Origin of the sequence: Brevibacillus borstelensis (assembly GCF_003710865.1) — a bacterium.
GTDB classification, from domain to species: Bacteria; Bacillota; Bacilli; order Brevibacillales; family Brevibacillaceae; genus Brevibacillus; species Brevibacillus borstelensis.
In genome coordinates, this window is the sequence record NZ_RHHO01000048.1 from 15,122 (window position 1) to 30,986 (window position 15,865).

At 53.0% G+C, this 15,865-nt stretch carries 15 protein-coding genes; all 15 read right to left on the reverse strand.

What is annotated here, in order from left to right:
* Positions 1-7 precede the first annotated feature (7 nt).
* Positions 8-940 carry a serine/threonine protein kinase PrkT gene (gene prkT / locus EDM54_RS21720; RefSeq protein WP_122958775.1) on the reverse strand — a complete coding sequence of 311 codons (933 nt, stop codon included), beginning with the start codon at positions 938-940 and terminating at the stop codon, positions 8-10.
* Complete coding sequence (locus EDM54_RS21725) at positions 930-1,691, reverse strand: VWA domain-containing protein (protein WP_024983364.1); 762 nt, start codon at positions 1,689-1,691, stop codon at positions 930-932. Before EDM54_RS21725 ends, prkT begins: the two co-directional genes overlap by 11 nt.
* A 149-nt stretch (positions 1,692-1,840) precedes the next feature.
* Positions 1,841-3,565, reverse strand: a complete 1,725-nt coding sequence (ptsP, locus tag EDM54_RS21730) for a phosphoenolpyruvate--protein phosphotransferase (RefSeq protein ID WP_024983365.1) — start codon at positions 3,563-3,565, stop codon at positions 1,841-1,843.
* A gap of 15 nt (positions 3,566-3,580) precedes the next feature.
* The gene (locus EDM54_RS21735; RefSeq protein ID WP_003390251.1) at positions 3,581-3,841 is read right to left on the reverse strand and encodes an HPr family phosphocarrier protein; all 261 of its coding nucleotides are present in this window, start codon (positions 3,839-3,841) and stop codon (positions 3,581-3,583) included.
* Positions 3,842-3,862: 21 nt separating this feature from the next.
* The gene (locus tag EDM54_RS21740; protein ID WP_024983366.1) at positions 3,863-5,881 is read right to left on the reverse strand and encodes a PTS fructose transporter subunit IIABC; all 2,019 of its coding nucleotides are present in this window, start codon (positions 5,879-5,881) and stop codon (positions 3,863-3,865) included.
* Between the two features lie 15 nt (positions 5,882-5,896).
* Complete coding sequence (gene pfkB, locus EDM54_RS21745) at positions 5,897-6,811, reverse strand: 1-phosphofructokinase (RefSeq protein WP_003390248.1); 915 nt, start codon at positions 6,809-6,811, stop codon at positions 5,897-5,899.
* Positions 6,808-7,563 (reverse strand): DeoR/GlpR family DNA-binding transcription regulator, encoded by a 756-nt coding sequence (locus EDM54_RS21750; protein WP_024983368.1) that lies wholly within the window; start codon positions 7,561-7,563, stop codon positions 6,808-6,810. Before EDM54_RS21750 ends, pfkB begins: the two co-directional genes overlap by 4 nt.
* Positions 7,564-7,768: 205 nt before the next feature.
* On the reverse strand, positions 7,769-10,246 hold the full coding sequence (gene spoIIE, locus EDM54_RS21755; RefSeq protein WP_122958776.1) for a stage II sporulation protein E: 2,478 nt from the start codon (positions 10,244-10,246) through the stop codon (positions 7,769-7,771).
* Positions 10,247-10,607: 361 nt separating this feature from the next.
* Positions 10,608-10,973: a S1 RNA-binding domain-containing protein gene (locus tag EDM54_RS21760; protein WP_003390245.1), complete on the reverse strand. Its 366-nt coding sequence runs from the start codon at positions 10,971-10,973 to the stop codon at positions 10,608-10,610.
* 42 nt (positions 10,974-11,015) lie between these two features.
* A complete protein-coding gene (locus EDM54_RS21765) occupies positions 11,016-11,327 on the reverse strand; it encodes an FtsB family cell division protein (RefSeq protein ID WP_024983369.1) in 312 nt (103 codons plus the stop codon).
* Positions 11,328-11,347: 20 nt separating this feature from the next.
* Complete coding sequence (gene yabQ, locus EDM54_RS21770; RefSeq protein ID WP_003390243.1) at positions 11,348-11,917, reverse strand: spore cortex biosynthesis protein YabQ; 570 nt, start codon at positions 11,915-11,917, stop codon at positions 11,348-11,350.
* Positions 11,914-12,198, reverse strand: coding sequence for a sporulation protein YabP (gene yabP, locus EDM54_RS21775; protein ID WP_003390242.1), 285 nt, complete (start codon positions 12,196-12,198; stop codon positions 11,914-11,916). Before yabP ends, yabQ begins: the two co-directional genes overlap by 4 nt.
* A gap of 222 nt (positions 12,199-12,420) precedes the next feature.
* Positions 12,421-14,484 (reverse strand): copper amine oxidase N-terminal domain-containing protein, encoded by a 2,064-nt coding sequence (locus tag EDM54_RS21780; RefSeq protein ID WP_024983370.1) that lies wholly within the window; start codon positions 14,482-14,484, stop codon positions 12,421-12,423.
* Positions 14,485-14,748: 264 nt separating this feature from the next.
* Positions 14,749-15,423 (reverse strand): tetratricopeptide repeat protein, encoded by a 675-nt coding sequence (locus tag EDM54_RS21785; protein WP_003390240.1) that lies wholly within the window; start codon positions 15,421-15,423, stop codon positions 14,749-14,751.
* A gap of 147 nt (positions 15,424-15,570) precedes the next feature.
* A complete protein-coding gene (locus EDM54_RS21790) occupies positions 15,571-15,864 on the reverse strand; it encodes an RNA-binding S4 domain-containing protein (RefSeq protein ID WP_003390239.1) in 294 nt (97 codons plus the stop codon).
* Between the last annotated feature and the right edge of the window lies 1 nt (position 15,865).

Genomic DNA, 15,865 nt, shown 5'->3' on the forward strand with positions numbered 1-15,865 from the left:
ACACCCCTTACATCATCCATGCATAATACAATGTTCCGGCCAATAGCAGCATGGATGCGACAAACAACCCGCCTATCCAGATGCCTGATGAACCGGACCCTGACGCCTTTTTTTGCTGAACTGCAGTCGTACGGCCTTGCACGATCGCCAGCATATCGCTTTTCATTTCTTCCGCTCCCGCGTACTGTCCGTGGAAAGCCTTGATGAGCGGAACCCGAAATGGGTAAAGGCTGTCGTTGTTCCGTATTATATCACAGAGCAGACTGGTTTGACGCGGCTCCGTTCGAGAACTCTTCCAAACTTCCGGGCTGCTTGCCAGACGGACGGTCATCACGGCCAGCGAGAAGAGATCATAGGCCGGCTCTGCGCGTCTGTCACCCGCATGCCAGGCAGCCCGGTCATACTCCTCCGTAAATTGCCTGACCGCACAGCCATGTTTCGTAACCCCTCCAAAATCGATCAGCCTCACTTGACTGTCTGCACGGGTTACAATCACGTTTTCCGGCTTCAAGTCGCCGAAAACCCATCCTCTTTGATGGAGGACGACCAGTCTGGCCAAAAGCTGGATGATCAAAACCGGCACCCAATCCGTTCCCGTGCGCTGGACGAACTGATCCAGCTGCTCGCCATCGAGGTATTCCATCGCGTAAAAGGTGCATGACCGCCCGTCAATATAGAGGTCATCCACGTCGCAGAGGAGCGGAGCGACGGTTACCCGCGCATCCCGCCCCTGCTGAACGCTTTTTAGCGCATGAACTTCCATGAGAATATCCATGCCTTCCGCTCCGATTTTCACGGCTCGCCGAACCCCGTCCTGGGACACCAGATAGACCGCCCCGTTGGCACCACGCCCCAGCTCCCGCAGGACATGGTACGTTTTCTGATTCCATTTGCCGCGAAATTGGGGAGGCAGCTTGGGAATGGCGCGATTAAAAGACATGGTCTCTCAAACTGCCTTGGTCACCGTCTTCGAGCTCATTATGCCCGTAGCGATCGCGCAAGCCGGTTGGGAGCTTGACATGCTCAAACAGTGCAATCGCTTCGATAATCGCCGGTCCAGTCGGTGTAATCCCGCTCATCGTCAGTCCGGAAGTCAACTGATGAGCCTGATCCACCTCCTCAGTCCACGGGATGCGGACATCGAGGTGATTTTGTTTCCCAGGAAATGAACAAACAGCCATCCGGCTTTGTCCGCTTCTCGAACGAAGGCTGATGCTGAAGTCGTGGATGGCTTGCTGGACAGCAGCCAGCTTCGGCTTCATGCTTCCGGAGGAATCGACCAGCATCACTACATCGAGACGACTGCGTTCGCCCAGCTCGTCCACCATCCCGGCGACCTGGACTCTTTTCTCGGGAACCAATCCCTCCATGGCGGAATCGCCCAAAATCTCTTTCAATTCCTTGCTTACTACCTGGTGGATCGTCCGCGTCATAGCCTTGCGTGTCAACATCTGTACGGTTTGGGCCAACTGCTGGGGGTACACGATGTCAAACAGACCGCCGCCCGCTTCTGCTATTTCGCGAATTTCCTTCTCTCCCTGCTCGCCCATATCGCCTTTTTCAACCACGCCGATGACGTTTACCGTGATCCCCTGCTCCCTCGCCAGGGTCGCAGCCGCAACCGGACTAATGCCGGAGTTGGAGCAGCCGTCCGTCACCACCAAAATTTGTCGTAAGGTTGCTTCTTTCACTAGTCATCTCCCCATTCTGTCTTGCCTGTATTGGTAACCAGTATCGACAGTGCAAAGGGGAAACATACCAGAAGGATTGCCGCAGGCTTGTCAGAAGCCCGCTGCAACCCTTCTTTTATCCATCATTTTATCTATCGTTCACTTCATCGTCACAGCTTGCTGATCACATGCTCCTGGATATACGCCCGGATATCCTCTCCGCTCTCCAGTGCCAGCGCTTGCTCGGCGACGGCTACCATCTCAGATGCGTCCAATTGCTTCAGAAGATGGCGGGTGCGCAGAATGGAGGTCGCGCTCATGCTGAACTCGTCCAGACCCAGGCCCAGCAGGATCGGTACCGCAAGCTCTTCTCCGGCCATTTCACCGCACATGCCTACCCATTTCCCTTCTTGATGAGCCGCTTTGATCACCTGGCGGATCAGTCTCAGGACAGCGGGATGAAAAGGATCGTACAAGTAGGAGACCTGCTCGTTCATCCGGTCGGCGGCCATCGTATACTGGATCAGATCGTTCGTGCCGATACTGAAGAAGTCGACCTCCTTGGCCAACTGGTCGGCGATCATGGCAGCCGCCGGAACCTCAATCATGATTCCCACTTCGAGATTCTCGTTAAACGGAATGTGGTTATTGCGCAAATCCGTTTTCACTTCGTCCAGCAACTGGTTTGCCCTGCGCAGTTCTCGCAGCGTCGCGATCATGGGGTACATGATTTTAATGCCCCCGTACGCACTCGCTCTGAGCAAGGCACGCAGCTGTGTCTTGAACAGCTCGGGACGATCCAGACAAAGGCGGATGGCCCGATAGCCGAGAAACGGATTCAGCTCCTTTGGCATCTCCAAATAGGAAAGCTCCTTGTCCCCGCCAATATCCAGCGTCCTGATCACCACAGGCTTTTCTCCCATCGCCTGCGCAGCAGCTTTGTAAGCCTCAAACTGCTCCTCTTCTGTCGGAAACTGTGCTTTTCCCATGTACAAAAACTCGGTGCGGAACAACCCGATCGCCTCGGCTCCGTTTTGAAGCGCTTGCACGGCGTCCTGCGGATTGCCGATATTGGCAGCCAGTTCTACCCGCTTGCCGTCTTTCGTTATCGTCGCTTCCTTGACCAGACGGGCCCACATCTCTTTTTGCTCAGCGTAGGCCTTTTGCTTTTCCTCATACGTACGGATGACTGTCTCATCCGGCTGGATAAACACTTTTCCCTCCAGCCCGTCGACGATCACCGTATCCCCGGTCTGAACCTGCTCCGTGATCGCAGACAGCCCGACTACGGCCGGGATTTCCATCGTGCGAGCCATAATTGCCGAGTGAGACGTACGGCCTCCGATATTGGTCAAAAAGCCTTTCACCTTGTCGCGGTCAAGCTGTGCCGTATCGGATGGGGTCAGATCATGCACGACGAGAACGATCGGGCCGTCCAGGCTTGTATCCAACTGTTCAGAGATGCCTAGCAGCTTTCTCAGTACACGCTGGCTTACATCGCGAAGATCGGCTGCCCGCTCCCGCATGTACTCGTTATCCATGCTTTCGAATAACACGACAAAGCTGTCGCGAACGTCTTCCACAGCGGCTTCCGCATTCAGCCCCTCGCTCGCAATTTTCGCCTCAATTGCACTGATGAAGTCGGGGTCCTGCAAAAACATCTGGTGGGCTTCAAAAATGGCCGCTTCTTTCTCCCCGATGTCCTTGCGCGTCTTTTCCTTGATCAGCTCTAATTCTTGATGAGCCTCCTGTATGCTCCGTTGAAACCGTTCCACTTCTGCAGCTCTCTGTTCTTCACCGATGGTCCGGCGTTCATAGCGGATTTCTTCGCTGCCTTTGACCACCGCACGTCCGATGACGATTCCCGGAGCTGCCGCAATGCCCTGGATAACCATGTGATCGCCCCTTACTTATTCATGGACCGCTTCGAGCAGGCCTCCCAATTCCTCCATGGCTTGCTGCTCCCCTTCGCCATTGATTTCGAGCGTAATCTCGTCGCCTTTTGCCGCACCAAGCGTCATCAGACCCATAATGCTTTTTCCGTTTACCTTTTTCGTCCCTTTGATCACATTGATCTCGCAGGCGTAGGCTGTCGCCTTTTGGACGAACAGGGACGCAGGACGGGCATGCAGCCCGGTCGGATTTTTAATAGTAAAAGTTTGAGTCAACATCGTGATTCACTCCTTGTCCAGTTATTTGACTGCTTCTTTTTTCAAAAGATTGATCATCAGTGCCGTTACAATCGTACCGACCACAATCGACACTACGTACATTCCGGCATTGCCGATAACGGGGAGAACGAATATGCCCCCATGCGGTGCCGGCAGCGTGCACCCGAAGAACATCGACAGACCGCCAGCCACAGCCGAACCGGCCATCGTCGACGGAATGACGCGCGTCGGATCAGCCGCGGCAAACGGGATCGCTCCTTCGGTAATGAAGGATGCCCCCAAAACGTATGCGGTTTTCCCTGCTTGTCGTTCTTCGGCAGTAAATTTCTTCTTAAACAGCGTGGTTGCCAACGCCAATCCAAGTGGCGGTGTCATCCCTGCTGCCATGATCGCCGCATGCGGACCGAAGTTTCCTTCGGCAATCATGGCGATCCCGAACGTAAACGCCGCTTTGTTAAACGGCCCGCCCATATCGAAGGCCATCATCGCTCCGAGGATAACCCCGAGGATAACCGCATTTCCCTGGTTCATGTTCTTCAGCCAGTCGCTAAGACCCGTATTGATTGCCGCCAAAGGCTCGGAGATGACGTAGACCATGACCAGACCCGTCAGCAGTATCCCGAGCAGCGGATAAATCAGCATCGGCTTTAGCCCTTCCAAGGACTGAGGAAGTCCTGCAAACAGCTTTTTCAATCCGAGCACGATATACCCGGCAAGAAAACCGGCGATCAGTCCGCCCAAAAATCCGGCGCCGCTGGCAGCCGCCAGCATCCCGCCTACCATACCCGGCGCAAAGCCCGGACGGTCGGCGATGCTCTTGGCGATAAATCCGGCCAGGACGGGAATCATCAGTGCAAACGCCGTCCCGCTGCCGATGTCCATCAAAGCCTTGGCGAATGGATGGAAGGTAGGATCGTTCGGGTCAGACGCCTTGATTCCAAACATGAAGCTCAGCGCGATAATGATCCCGCCACCCACGACAAATGGCAGCATGTTGGACACGCCATTCATCAGGTGCTTGTAAAATGCGAATTGCTTTGCTCCCTTTTCTTCAGTGGATTCGGCGGATTCGCCATTCTGACCGCTGTTGCCCTCGAAGGTCCTTCCTTCTTGTTTGACTGCCCGATTCAACAGGGCTTCCGGTTGCCGGATCCCTTCGGCTACCGGCACTTCAATCACCACTTTGCCTTTGAACCGTTCCATCTCGACTTGCTTGTCGGCCGCGACGATAACGGCAGCGGCGTCCCGAATATCCTCCGGTGTGAGCTTGTTTTTAACTCCACCCGAGCCATTCGTCTCGACTTTGATGGGTATCCCCAATTCTCCGGCCTTTTTCTTCAGGGCATCGGCAGCCATATACGTATGCGCGATTCCGGTCGGACACGCTGTCACTGCGACCACCTTTGGCCGTGCCGGGAGCGAATCCCCGGTTTCGCCAGCGGGGATAGCATCTGGCGAAGCCCCCGCTTCGGCGCTGTGCACCGCAGCGTTTTCTGCTCCGGCTTGCCCTGTTGTCTGGCTGCCCGTTGATTCGTCCGCTGTTGTTCCGTCTGACCCCTGCGCGCTGTTGATCTCCCGCTCCTTGACGGCGATGATCTCCAGCACCTCTTCCTTTGAACCGGCCGCCATCAGCCGCTTGCGGAGGTCTTCATCCATCAGCATCTGGGAGAGCAGAGCCAGCGTTTCCAGGTGGGCCTGGTTGGCATTCTCCGTTGCCGCAATCATGAAAAACAGATGGGCTTTGGTTCCATCAAATGACTGAAAGTCGATTCCCTGTTTGGAAAAGCCAAACGCGATGCTGGGCGTCTTCACAGCCGCTGTCTTTGCATGCGGTATGGCAATGCCTTCGCCGATACCTGTCGAGCTGAGCGCTTCTCGGGCGAGAATAGCTTCTTTCATCCCGTCCCTGCTGTTCAATCGCCCCGCCTCATCCAGCTTGGCGATCAACTCGTCCAGGACTTCTTCTTTTGTTGAAGCCGCAAGCGATAGGATAATGGTATCTTCTTTGAGCAAATCCCCAATGCGAATCTGATCAGACATATGTGACCCCCCTTATCATTCCACTCTGCTGATGGTTATCTTCGGAGAAAACGCTTTGATTTTCTCGTGTGTGCAAAATCCTTCCGACAAGGCTGTGGCGCTCCCCGCCGCCACGGCGAAGCGGAATGCGTCTTCCAGCTCCATGCCCTTTTCGTATGCGTACAAAAAGCCGGCTACCACAGAATCTCCGGCACCGATGGAATTAACCGGGTCCTGCTTCGGGATACGGGCCGCAAAAGCCGCCTTGCTGTTGACAAAGACAGCGCCCTGTTCCGCCATCGAGACGATGACGTTCCGGGCTCCCGCCTCAAGCGCCTTTTTTCCGTAAAAAATGGCGTCAGCCGGCGACAAAATGTTCACCCCGAACAATTCGCCCAGCTCGTGATGATTTGGCTTGATCAAAAATGGCCGCTCCGCCAAGCCGTCTGCCAGCGCTTTTCCGCTCGCGTCCAGAAAAATGCGGACACCCTTTGGTACCAGACGCTTCATGATGGCTTGATAGATGTCATTCGGAACCCCGCGTGGCACGCTGCCGGCCAGAACCAGGCAGTCTTCATCCGTCAGTTGGTCAAGCCGGCCGTGCAGCTTGGCCAGCGCTTCTGCAGGAATTTCCGGCGGAACTCCGCTAATATCGGTCTCGACATGGGCCTTGATTTTGATGTTTAGCCGAGATTCCTGTTCGATTTTGATCAACTCGTGCCGGATACCGTCCCGCTCCAGTTGATCAGCGATAAACGCTCCTGCGAAGCCTCCTACAAACCCCAGGGCCGTACTGTCCATTTCCAGATTGCGAAGCACCTTGGACACGTTGATGCCCTTGCCTCCCGCAACCTTCCTGTCCTTTTGTGCCTTGTGAATCTGTCCCTCTTCCCAAGAGTCAATCCAGACGTGATAGTCGATCGAAGGATTCAAGGTCACTGTATAAATCATGCTTTCACCACTTTTAGTTGTGTCAGTTTTGCGTATTCCCGCTGTTCCTCATCGGGCAAACCGTCATCAGTAATGACGGTGACGCGATCCATGTCCCCGACTTTGGCAAAAGTCACGCGGGAAAACTTGTTTGAATCGCACAGAACAAAGCACTCGTCCGCGTAGTGAAGCGCCAACTGCTTGACATACGCTTCATCCGGGTCGGGAGTGGTCAGTCCGTGCTTTTTATCGATCCCGTTCATGCCTAGAAAGCATTTGTCGAAACGGTATTGGCTGATCGTATTGACGGCATCTCGGCCCACCAGCGACAATGTAGCCGCTTTCATTTCACCGCCGAGCAAAATGGTCTTGATCTTCCGCTGGCTCAGTTGCAGCGCGATGTCGATTCCGTTTGTCACCACGATAATATTTTCATGAGGAATAAAAGCGAGCATCTGGTAAGTCGTTGTTCCCGCATCAATAAAAATAGAATCGCCTTCCTCGATCAGGCTTGCGGCATATTTGGCGATGGCCACCTTTTCTTTCTCGTGCTTTACCGCTTTTTCTTGAATGGAGGGTTCTTCGATCTTGCTTTGCAGCAAAGCCGCGCCTCCATGGACGCGCTTCAACAGGCGCTGTTCCTCCAGGTCGCTGAGATCCCGCCTCACCGTAGACTCCGATGCGCCGGTCATCTCCACCAGCTCAAGAATGCGGACAACACCCTTTTCCTTGAGTGCCTTCAAAATCATTTCATGACGTTCCGGGGTTAGCATGACAACCTCCTTTCCTCCGTAGCAGAAAAGAAAAAGCATGATGCTGTTACATCTCGATTATAATCCAAAAAACGATCATAAACAATCACAATTAATCATTACCAATCAGAAAACACAACGAAATCTGTCATGTTCTTTCAAAACAAACCACAAAAAAGGCAGCTTGCTCGAATCAGCAGCTACCTTATCTATTCCCTAGAACTCCTTAACTCACAATTCTCGGCCGCTCCAGCTTGGGCATCCCGTGTACCTGGATCGACGACCATTGCGGGACAAATCTGTCAATTCTCGCCACCAGCACAGTCATATCGTCGACGATCTGGCCGGAGTGCTGCCGGATCACGCGCTCCAGCAGCAGATCGGCTACTTCCTGGGGATCATTCGTCTGAAATTCGGAAAGGATCCGCTTCATCCAGGCCTGGCGATTTTCGATATGCCGTGGTGCCTCATAGATTCCGTCTGACATCATGATCAAAAGGTCGCCCGGCTTCAAGGTGCGGGAGACGACATCGACCTCGATATCCTCCAGAATGCCGACCGGCAGGTTGTTGGCCGTTATCGTGATGACATCTGATCCGCGCTTGACGAAGCTCGGTGTCGATCCAATCTTTATGAATCGGGTATGAGCCGTTTGCAGGTCAATCAAAGCCAGGTCTACCGTTGCAAACATTTCATCCGTGGAGCGAAGCGCCAAAACGGAGTTGACAGTCTTGATCGACAGCTTTTCATCGATGCCCGAACGAAGCAGTTGTTGCAGCATGTCCAGAGCGGACTGACTCTCCAGAAACGCCCGCTCGCCATTGCCCATTCCGTCGCTGATCGCAAGCGCCATCTTGCCATTCCCCAAGTCCATCGTCCGAAAGCTGTCTCCGGATAGAAGCTTCCCGTCTTTTGCGGCTCCCGCGATGCCGATGTCGACCTCGAACGTTTTTGCCGAAGCGAGGCACATCGTGCAGCTACCGTCCTTCTGCGCCTCACAGTGCCGCTCTTTCACCACGATGTTCTCGCCTAAAATTTCCGTCAGCATCGGCGCGACGATCTTGGCGCACTCGTCCCTTCCATAGCAGGTAGGCTGGCTGATCTCAATGTCAACCTTCCCTTCCTCCAAATTGTGGATCTCCACCCGCCGCACAGACAATCCCAATCCCTCCAGCGCCTGGGACACCTGTTTTTCCTGCAGGCTCAGCTCCATCCCTTCGCGCTGAATCTCACGGGCAAAATCGCTCATGACCCGCGATACTCCGGACAGTTGATCCGCCACCAGCTTGCGGCTTTCCTTCACTTGCTTTTTCAAAAGCTCAAACGCCAGCTGACGATCGTACTCCTGCTCCATGACGGTCATCACTTTTTCCGTTTTGACGCACTTTCTCTCCCAATCGCGCGGAGGGATGACATGGGCGAGCGAGCCGGTCTCCTGCAGCTTGTCGATCATCCAGCGCATGCCTTGATAGATCGCCTCCGGATCCTTTTCCCAGCACTGCTCGCGCTTCCAGCATTTTTGGCAAGTAAACTCGGTCACCCGGCTCAAAAATGCATCGGCTTCTTCATCGCGTTCTTCCGTATCGGCGGCCGTCTGGGCAAAGCTGCGGGACAACTGGGTAAACAGCTCGGAGAACTGCTGGATCTTGCCAGCCGTCACATCGCGGACACGCCGCATGTACTCTTGATGGGATTGCAGATTTTCTGTTGTCCCCGGAATAAAGCGCGAGACGTTTTTCCATACGCTGGCCGGAGTCAGCAAGAACAAGATGATTGCAAGGCCGGTCTCAACCAGTGACAAATAGAGGGTTTCTTCCGCCCCGCCGTAAATGGCCAGGATGGCTGTACCGATCAATAATCCCGCAGATACGCCAACCTTGCCGCCTTCTTTCAACAGGCCCGCGAGCAGACCGGAAAAGGCGAGCAGATTGATTTGCATTAAAGCGCCTACATTTGCCAGGCTGAGGATCAGGCCTGTTACCACCCCGACCGCGGCCCCGATCGTTCCTCCCCCGGCAAAAGCAAACAAGAGAAGCAAATACCGCGACAGGACGTGCTCCATGGAGAGGCCTTCAACTGTCCAGTTTACCGTGCCCGTCATCAATGAGGCGAGCAGGATCACCAGTGAGACGACCTCTTCGCTTTTCAGGGGCTCATACGGTTTTGCCAAATGGATGATGGACAAGGATTGGATAAAAATCAAGGTGAGGACAAAGCTCAGCACCGACTCTACCGCCACCATAACCAGCTTGTAGGTCGTTACCTGGTTGGTGATGGCGTCAAACAACAGGTGGCTGGCAAAAACCGTGATCAGGACAAACAGAGGAGTCCTGGAGAAGTCTTTGCGCCGCAGCCGCTCGCTCCATTTGCAAACAGCCAGTGCCAGCGCCACGCTCATGACGGCCTGCAAGCCCATCGGAACGGTATGGGTAAAGGCCCCGAAAACGAGAGCAACCCCACATGCGAGGATGCTATCCTTGCGTAGGTAGTACATGACCATAAAATACGGAACGATAAAGGGAGTCAATTCCTCCAGGATCAAAGCTCGTCCCAGTAAAAAACCCATCAGGAAGGGCAGCAGCTTCCATTTCTCGGCTGTTTCTGCAATGCGTTCTCCCCATGTTCCCGTTGCGGCATTCCATTGCTCCGAAACCCGCCTCGACCACATGTTGCCTGTACTGGTTACGTTTTTATTTATCATCATCTTGCTACACCACCCCGTTAACGTATTCAATGGTTCCCATTATACGGAGGCAGTGCTGTAAAATTTGTCAAAAAACCAAGGCGTATTCCTAAAATCGTGCGACAAAATCATTGACGCAATTGGCCCCATTAAACTTGGCTTCGACAAGCTTTTTGCCGAAGCCATGGGATGAATTGCTTTGGATAAAAAAAAAGAACCGACGTTTTGGCGGTCTACGTCGGCTGACAGGTGATTCGCGCTTAGCGAAACGGGCTTGTCATTATAGATTCGTCATCGTTTTGAAATGCCCTTCCTCATTCTCTCGTCATTTTGCGCATTTTTGTAAATAAGAAAACTCGCAATACTCAGACATTATTGCAGGTCAACGGCCCCGCCCTCTCTTGTCCCTTTTCTTCCTGAGAGCTGTCTGACGGTCTTCACTTTCCTTGATAAACCTGTTGAGCTTGTCTTCAAATCCTTCTGCCCGATCACGCATATGTCGGGGAGACCTTTCTTTATCCTGCGCTTTTTTTATCGAAAGACCGATTTTTCCGTCACGGATATTCAGCACCTTGACGGTGACCTTGTCTCCAAGCTTGAGATGATCGTTAATGTCTTTTACGTAAGTGGACGCGATTTCACTGATGTGAACAAGCCCCGTTTCTCCACCGGGCAATTCTACGAAAGCACCGAATTTTGTGATGCCTGTCACTTTCCCTTCCAGTTTGCTCCCTACTTCGACTCCCATGGACGTGAAAGGCCTCCCTTTGGTGAAGATATCCCTGAACGTCTACTCCGGAATCACGTATATACTTTCGCCCGGCTTTGTATAAAAGAATTGCTTTCGTGCCAGCTCTGCGATGTAGTCCTGGTCGTATAGGCGGCTTGCCTTGTACGTCAGTTCCGCTTGCTCAGCCTGAACGGCGTTCATTTCCTGCTTGAGAGCTTCGAGTTCAGCTTTCTTTCCGGCCAGATCCTCGCTTTGCACATAAAGCGTATAGCCGGCCCAAACAAACAGGCAGAGGACGAAGAAGAGAACAAGGCGGATTCTCCGCTTTTGTCCCTTTCGATTATTCACTTGAGGGGGGGATACGGTTCGCATGTTTGCCACCTCGATTGCTGTTACTTCTGCTTCTTCCCGAATAACCATTTCTTCCAATGACTCCGAAACCCTGCCCATTTCCCGAATATATTTTTCCCCAATTGCTGACCCCATCTGGCAAAAGGAGACGTAAGCGTGCGAATGATCTTCCATCCATAGCCGAAAATGGTCGTCACAATTGTCAGCAGAAAAGTGACCAGCATGAAAACCAATTTATACAAAAGCAATACAGGGCGGACGATTAACGTATTGATTATTGCTACTATGGTTCGATATAACCACCGTATGAATTTTATCACGGCGTGAAGAAATTGCACATACTTCTTACTGCCTATGACAAAATACACCCATGCTCCGAGAAGCATGCCGATGAAGATGGGCAATCTGACAATCCCGTCATTTACCCGGACGAGGACCCAAAAGACGACACCCATGCTGCCTACCCAGAACAAAATGTCGAGAAAGAAGGTCACCCAAGCCGGAAGCCTGCCCTTTCCTGTGAATACGTGATACGTATCATACCCCATCCCCATTAAAGCCCCACAAACCGACATGGCCAGAACCGTTTGCAACTGAACCGCGATACTCACTTGAATAACTTCCCGAAGAATCCTCTCGACCGGTCTGTAGCCTGCCCTTGCTCCAGATAAGCCATTTCGTGTACCAAGCCCTCAATCGCCACTTCACCGGTCTCCAGGCTCAGGTTCTTCATATGCAGGTTCTGTCCACGTATGGTTAAAAAGCCGCCTTCCGTTTCCAAAAGAAACTCTTCACTATCAAAGCTCTCGACGTTCTTCACACCGGAAATCGCCAAACTTCGGCGATTGATCATTACGACTTCGTGACGTGGCCGCTTCACGTGGTCGTTCATCGTTTTCGCCCTCCTCACGGTACCTCGTTCTTGTACCATAAATATGGAGGGGGATGTCCTTTTAGAACAACAAGCCTTCACGATTGTCGAGCTTCTTTCCCGGGACAAGAAAAAAAGAGGGGTATCCTCCGGGCCTCTGCCGAAGGATACTCCCCTTCCAGATGATTGTATTGCTGCATGAAGAGCCGGTTGCATCGATGCGGCCCTGTCATGTTGGAGGTTTTATTTAAATACTGCGTAGCTGCCGTTGTTGTAGGAAATCTTGTACTGCAACTGATCCAGCACAAAACGGAGCGGAACGACTGGCACGTTGTTTCTCGCTTGCACCGCTACCGGCAAGGTAACGGCTTTTCCATTGACCGTCGCAACGTTGGAGCCTACCTTGAATTGAATCGTTTTGCCATTGCCCACGATCTTGGCGGTGGCATTGGTATACGTGGTCGAGACACCCAGACCGTCACGGAAGAACGGCGCCGGCATCAAGGTGTGGCCATTTACTGCAAATGGCGCTGCCGGCAGGGCAATTTTCTTGCCGTTTTTCATGAATGAACCGACGCTCGCCTGGAAGGTCACGGAATTCGGCGGTACGACATTTACCGGGCGGGCAAACAGCAGACCCGGCTCTTCGGAAGAATACACGCCAATGCTGTAGACTCCTCCTGCAGCCGGTGTGGCTATTCCGGCCGTCTCCAGCAGATTGATGTTCACGCCAGATCTCGCAGGGATGTCCTGCGACGGAACGATGATCAGGTTTTGCCCGCGAACGCCGACAAACGCTGCCGCTACGCCGTTAACCGTTACCGTCTGTGGAGCGATGTACGCCGGCACACGGAAACCGACCGGCAAGACGATCTCGACAAAATCCCTGTTCCTGACCAGCGGAACGCCGAGCGATCGGATCGCCACCTGCATGCCAGTGACCGCTTGCGGAGTCGTTTTGCTCAAGGTCAGCGTAGCTGTGCTGTTGTCGACTGGCACCGGCGTTACCGGATTCGTCGGATTTGTAGGATTTGTCGGATTGGTGATCGGAGCCCCGGAGATTTCAAAGCTTTCCGAGTAGTATTTTCTTCCGTCAACAGTCACGACAATCTCATAAGAGCCCGGCGTATTCGGGTTGCGCAGGAAAGCATCGTAGCCAAACTCGATATTCAGCTTGCTGCTGCTGCCAAAACCGCTTGGCGTACGGAACGATACCCGGCTGCCGTTGACGCCGAGCGACATGACCTCTGAGCCGTTTACTTTCACGTTCAGGTTGGACAAGACCGGCGGGACCATCTCTGCTCGAGGGAAGTCGACCGTAACGAGCGTATTGGCATACACCTTTTCGTTCAGGCTGACGTCAAAGCTGTAGCCGGTGCGCGCTCCTACTCCCTTGTCCGAAAGCTTAACATCAAACGCTTTCTTCTTGCCGCCCTTTACTTCAAAGGTTTTGGACTCATAATCCCTGTCGTTGTAAGAAACCTTGTACGTGTACTTGCTGCCTGCGGAGGACGGGTTTCTGATTTCAGCCGAAGAGGAAAACTCCAGCTTGATATAGTCGTCACCGTCTGCCCCTTTCGGAATCTCGATTCTGATCGAGTCGCTGTCAGTAATCCGTACGTCATCCGCCTTCGATCCGTTTACCTTCACATCGGAGTTGTCGATCTTTTTGGGCAGCATGTCCTTGTCGGGAAAATCGACGTAGATGTATTTGCCCTTTTTCAATTTGTCCGACTTGGACAGGCTGAATTTACCCAGCGTGATCGAAGTGGTTGCGCCTTCCTCGTAGTTGCCCTGGCTTACGTCAAAATCCTTGGAGCTGCCCTTGGAGGAAGAGCTTTTGCCGATCGTGATGTCTTCGTCGTCGTAGCTTTCCCGGTTTGTTTTGACCTTGATCGCATAATCGCCTTTTTTCGACGGGTTGACGACCCTGTCGATGTAGAGAATAAGCCCGGTGTCCGCTTTTATTTTTTCATCGACCGTTATTTTTATTTCTCTGGAACCTACGTCGACCTTATCGATGTCGACCTTGCTCTTGTCGTCATCCTTTAGGGTGACGTCGGATTCCCTCACTTTTTTCAGCGAGTACCCCGAAGGAAATGAAACGGTAATCGTGTCTCCTCTTTTCAAATCCTTCTCGATTTCAAATTCAATTGTATATTCGGTTTCTTCATCCGTATCTGTATTGTCGGCGGATACATCGTCCACGGACAGTGCATAAGCCGCCATCGGGCTCATGGCTAACGGTGCTGTCAATACCGTGGCTGCCATCAGCGCAGCCAGACCTTTTTTTGCGCTTTTGTGCATCACAAACGCCTCCTTTTCCATGCAACTCTCTCCATCATAGGAAAAGGCTAGGGAAAAATCGTTACAAACAGGTAACGATTTGTTAACCGGCGTCTCCTGTTCGCTTCCCGCAAGGTGCGGCATGGTTCGGTAAAAAAGCAGTATGCCCGATATGCCCATTGCCAGGCAGCGACATGGCCTCAGCACCAAAGTAAAGAAAAAAGACTGCACACTTTCGCAGTCTTTTCGTGATCCTGGCATTTGTGGGATCAGCTCTCGTTTCTGCTAGCCCATGCCCTTTAACCATGAGAGCAATGCCCAGCGCCTTTCTGTCCGTCTCTTGTACTTGGGCAACCCCCGGTATACGTCTACGGCTTCCCTGTATGCCTGCTTTGCCTTTTCCTTTTGCTTCAGGTCTTCGTAGAGCTTGCCGAGCTTGTAATACACCTCAGCCGATGACTTGTGCATGCCAGCCAGCTCTTCCAGATAGGAGAGCGCTTTTTCCGGCCGGTTCTCCTTGGCAAAAGCCTCCCCCAAACGCAAATACGGCTCGCCGTATTTTACCCGCGGATTCAGCTTTAGAGCTTGCAGCAGAGTCTCTTCCCCTTCCGCGATCCGTCCTGTTTTCAACAAGCACGCACCCCGCTCGCTGATGTACTCCGCCGACTCCTGCATCACTTGTGATATTTGATCCAGATAGTCCAGCGCCTCTTTGTACTCCCCTTTTTCCATCAAAAGGCGAGCTGCCTCCATCTTGGCAGATGAGTCATGCGGGTTCAGCTGGAGCGTCCGCTTGAGAGCTGCCAGGCGCCGATTCCGCCGAAACGGCTTGGTGACATCCGGAAAAAGCCGGACAAAGCGCATATCCAGTACATAGAGAACGATCAGGATGATCAGAATTGCCACGAACGGGTTTCCCGTTATCCACCACAGCAAAGAAAACAGCATCACTTTTCCCACGGTCTCATTCCTTTGCGTCTCAGATACTCTTTCTATCTACTAAACTATACGAAGTTTGCAAATAGGTTGTCAAATCATGGCAAAAAAGAGGACGACCTTCAGCCAGGTGTCCTCTTTTCCGATTCAAGAGAGCCGGGCTTTGGCCCGCTATCCCTTCAAATATTCGTTTTCTTCTTTTTCGTCACGCGGCACCGGTACTTCGCCGATTACGGAGTAGAGCGTAGCCGCCTCTTCCTTCCGCGGATTTTCCTTGATGTCTTCCACCTTTACCACCACGATCTTCTGTCCGAAGCGGATAGCCAGCTTGTCGCCGATTTTTACCGAGCTGGATGCCTTGGCCGGGCGGTCATTGATCTCCACACGCCCCTGGTCGCACACGTCTTTAGCCAGTGTCCGCCGTTTGATCAATCTCGATACCTTGAGGTATTTGTCCAGTCTCATT

Excerpts from the sequence above, each read along its gene's own strand:
- pfkB (WP_003390248.1), bottom strand. The coding sequence starts at position 6,811 with ATGATTTATACAGTGACCTTGAATCCTTCGATCGACTATCACGTCTGG.
- spoIIE (WP_122958776.1), bottom strand. The coding sequence starts at position 10,246 with ATGATGATAAATAAAAACGTAACCAGTACAGGCAACATGTGGTCGAGG.
- yabP (WP_003390242.1), bottom strand. The coding sequence starts at position 12,198 with ATGAACGACCACGTGAAGCGGCCACGTCACGAAGTCGTAATGATCAAT.
- EDM54_RS21760 (WP_003390245.1), bottom strand. The coding sequence starts at position 10,973 with ATGGGAGTCGAAGTAGGGAGCAAACTGGAAGGGAAAGTGACAGGCATC.
- prkT (WP_122958775.1), bottom strand. The coding sequence starts at position 940 with ATGTCTTTTAATCGCGCCATTCCCAAGCTGCCTCCCCAATTTCGCGGC.
- EDM54_RS21740 (WP_024983366.1), bottom strand. The coding sequence starts at position 5,881 with ATGTCTGATCAGATTCGCATTGGGGATTTGCTCAAAGAAGATACCATT.
- EDM54_RS21765 (WP_024983369.1), bottom strand. The coding sequence starts at position 11,327 with ATGCGAACCGTATCCCCCCCTCAAGTGAATAATCGAAAGGGACAAAAG.
- EDM54_RS21780 (WP_024983370.1), bottom strand. The coding sequence starts at position 14,484 with ATGCACAAAAGCGCAAAAAAAGGTCTGGCTGCGCTGATGGCAGCCACG.
- EDM54_RS21790 (WP_003390239.1), bottom strand. The coding sequence starts at position 15,864 with ATGAGACTGGACAAATACCTCAAGGTATCGAGATTGATCAAACGGCGG.
- EDM54_RS21750 (WP_024983368.1), bottom strand. The coding sequence starts at position 7,563 with ATGCTAACCCCGGAACGTCATGAAATGATTTTGAAGGCACTCAAGGAA.
- ptsP (WP_024983365.1), bottom strand. The coding sequence starts at position 3,565 with ATGGTTATCCAGGGCATTGCGGCAGCTCCGGGAATCGTCATCGGACGT.
- EDM54_RS21735 (WP_003390251.1), bottom strand. The coding sequence starts at position 3,841 with ATGTTGACTCAAACTTTTACTATTAAAAATCCGACCGGGCTGCATGCC.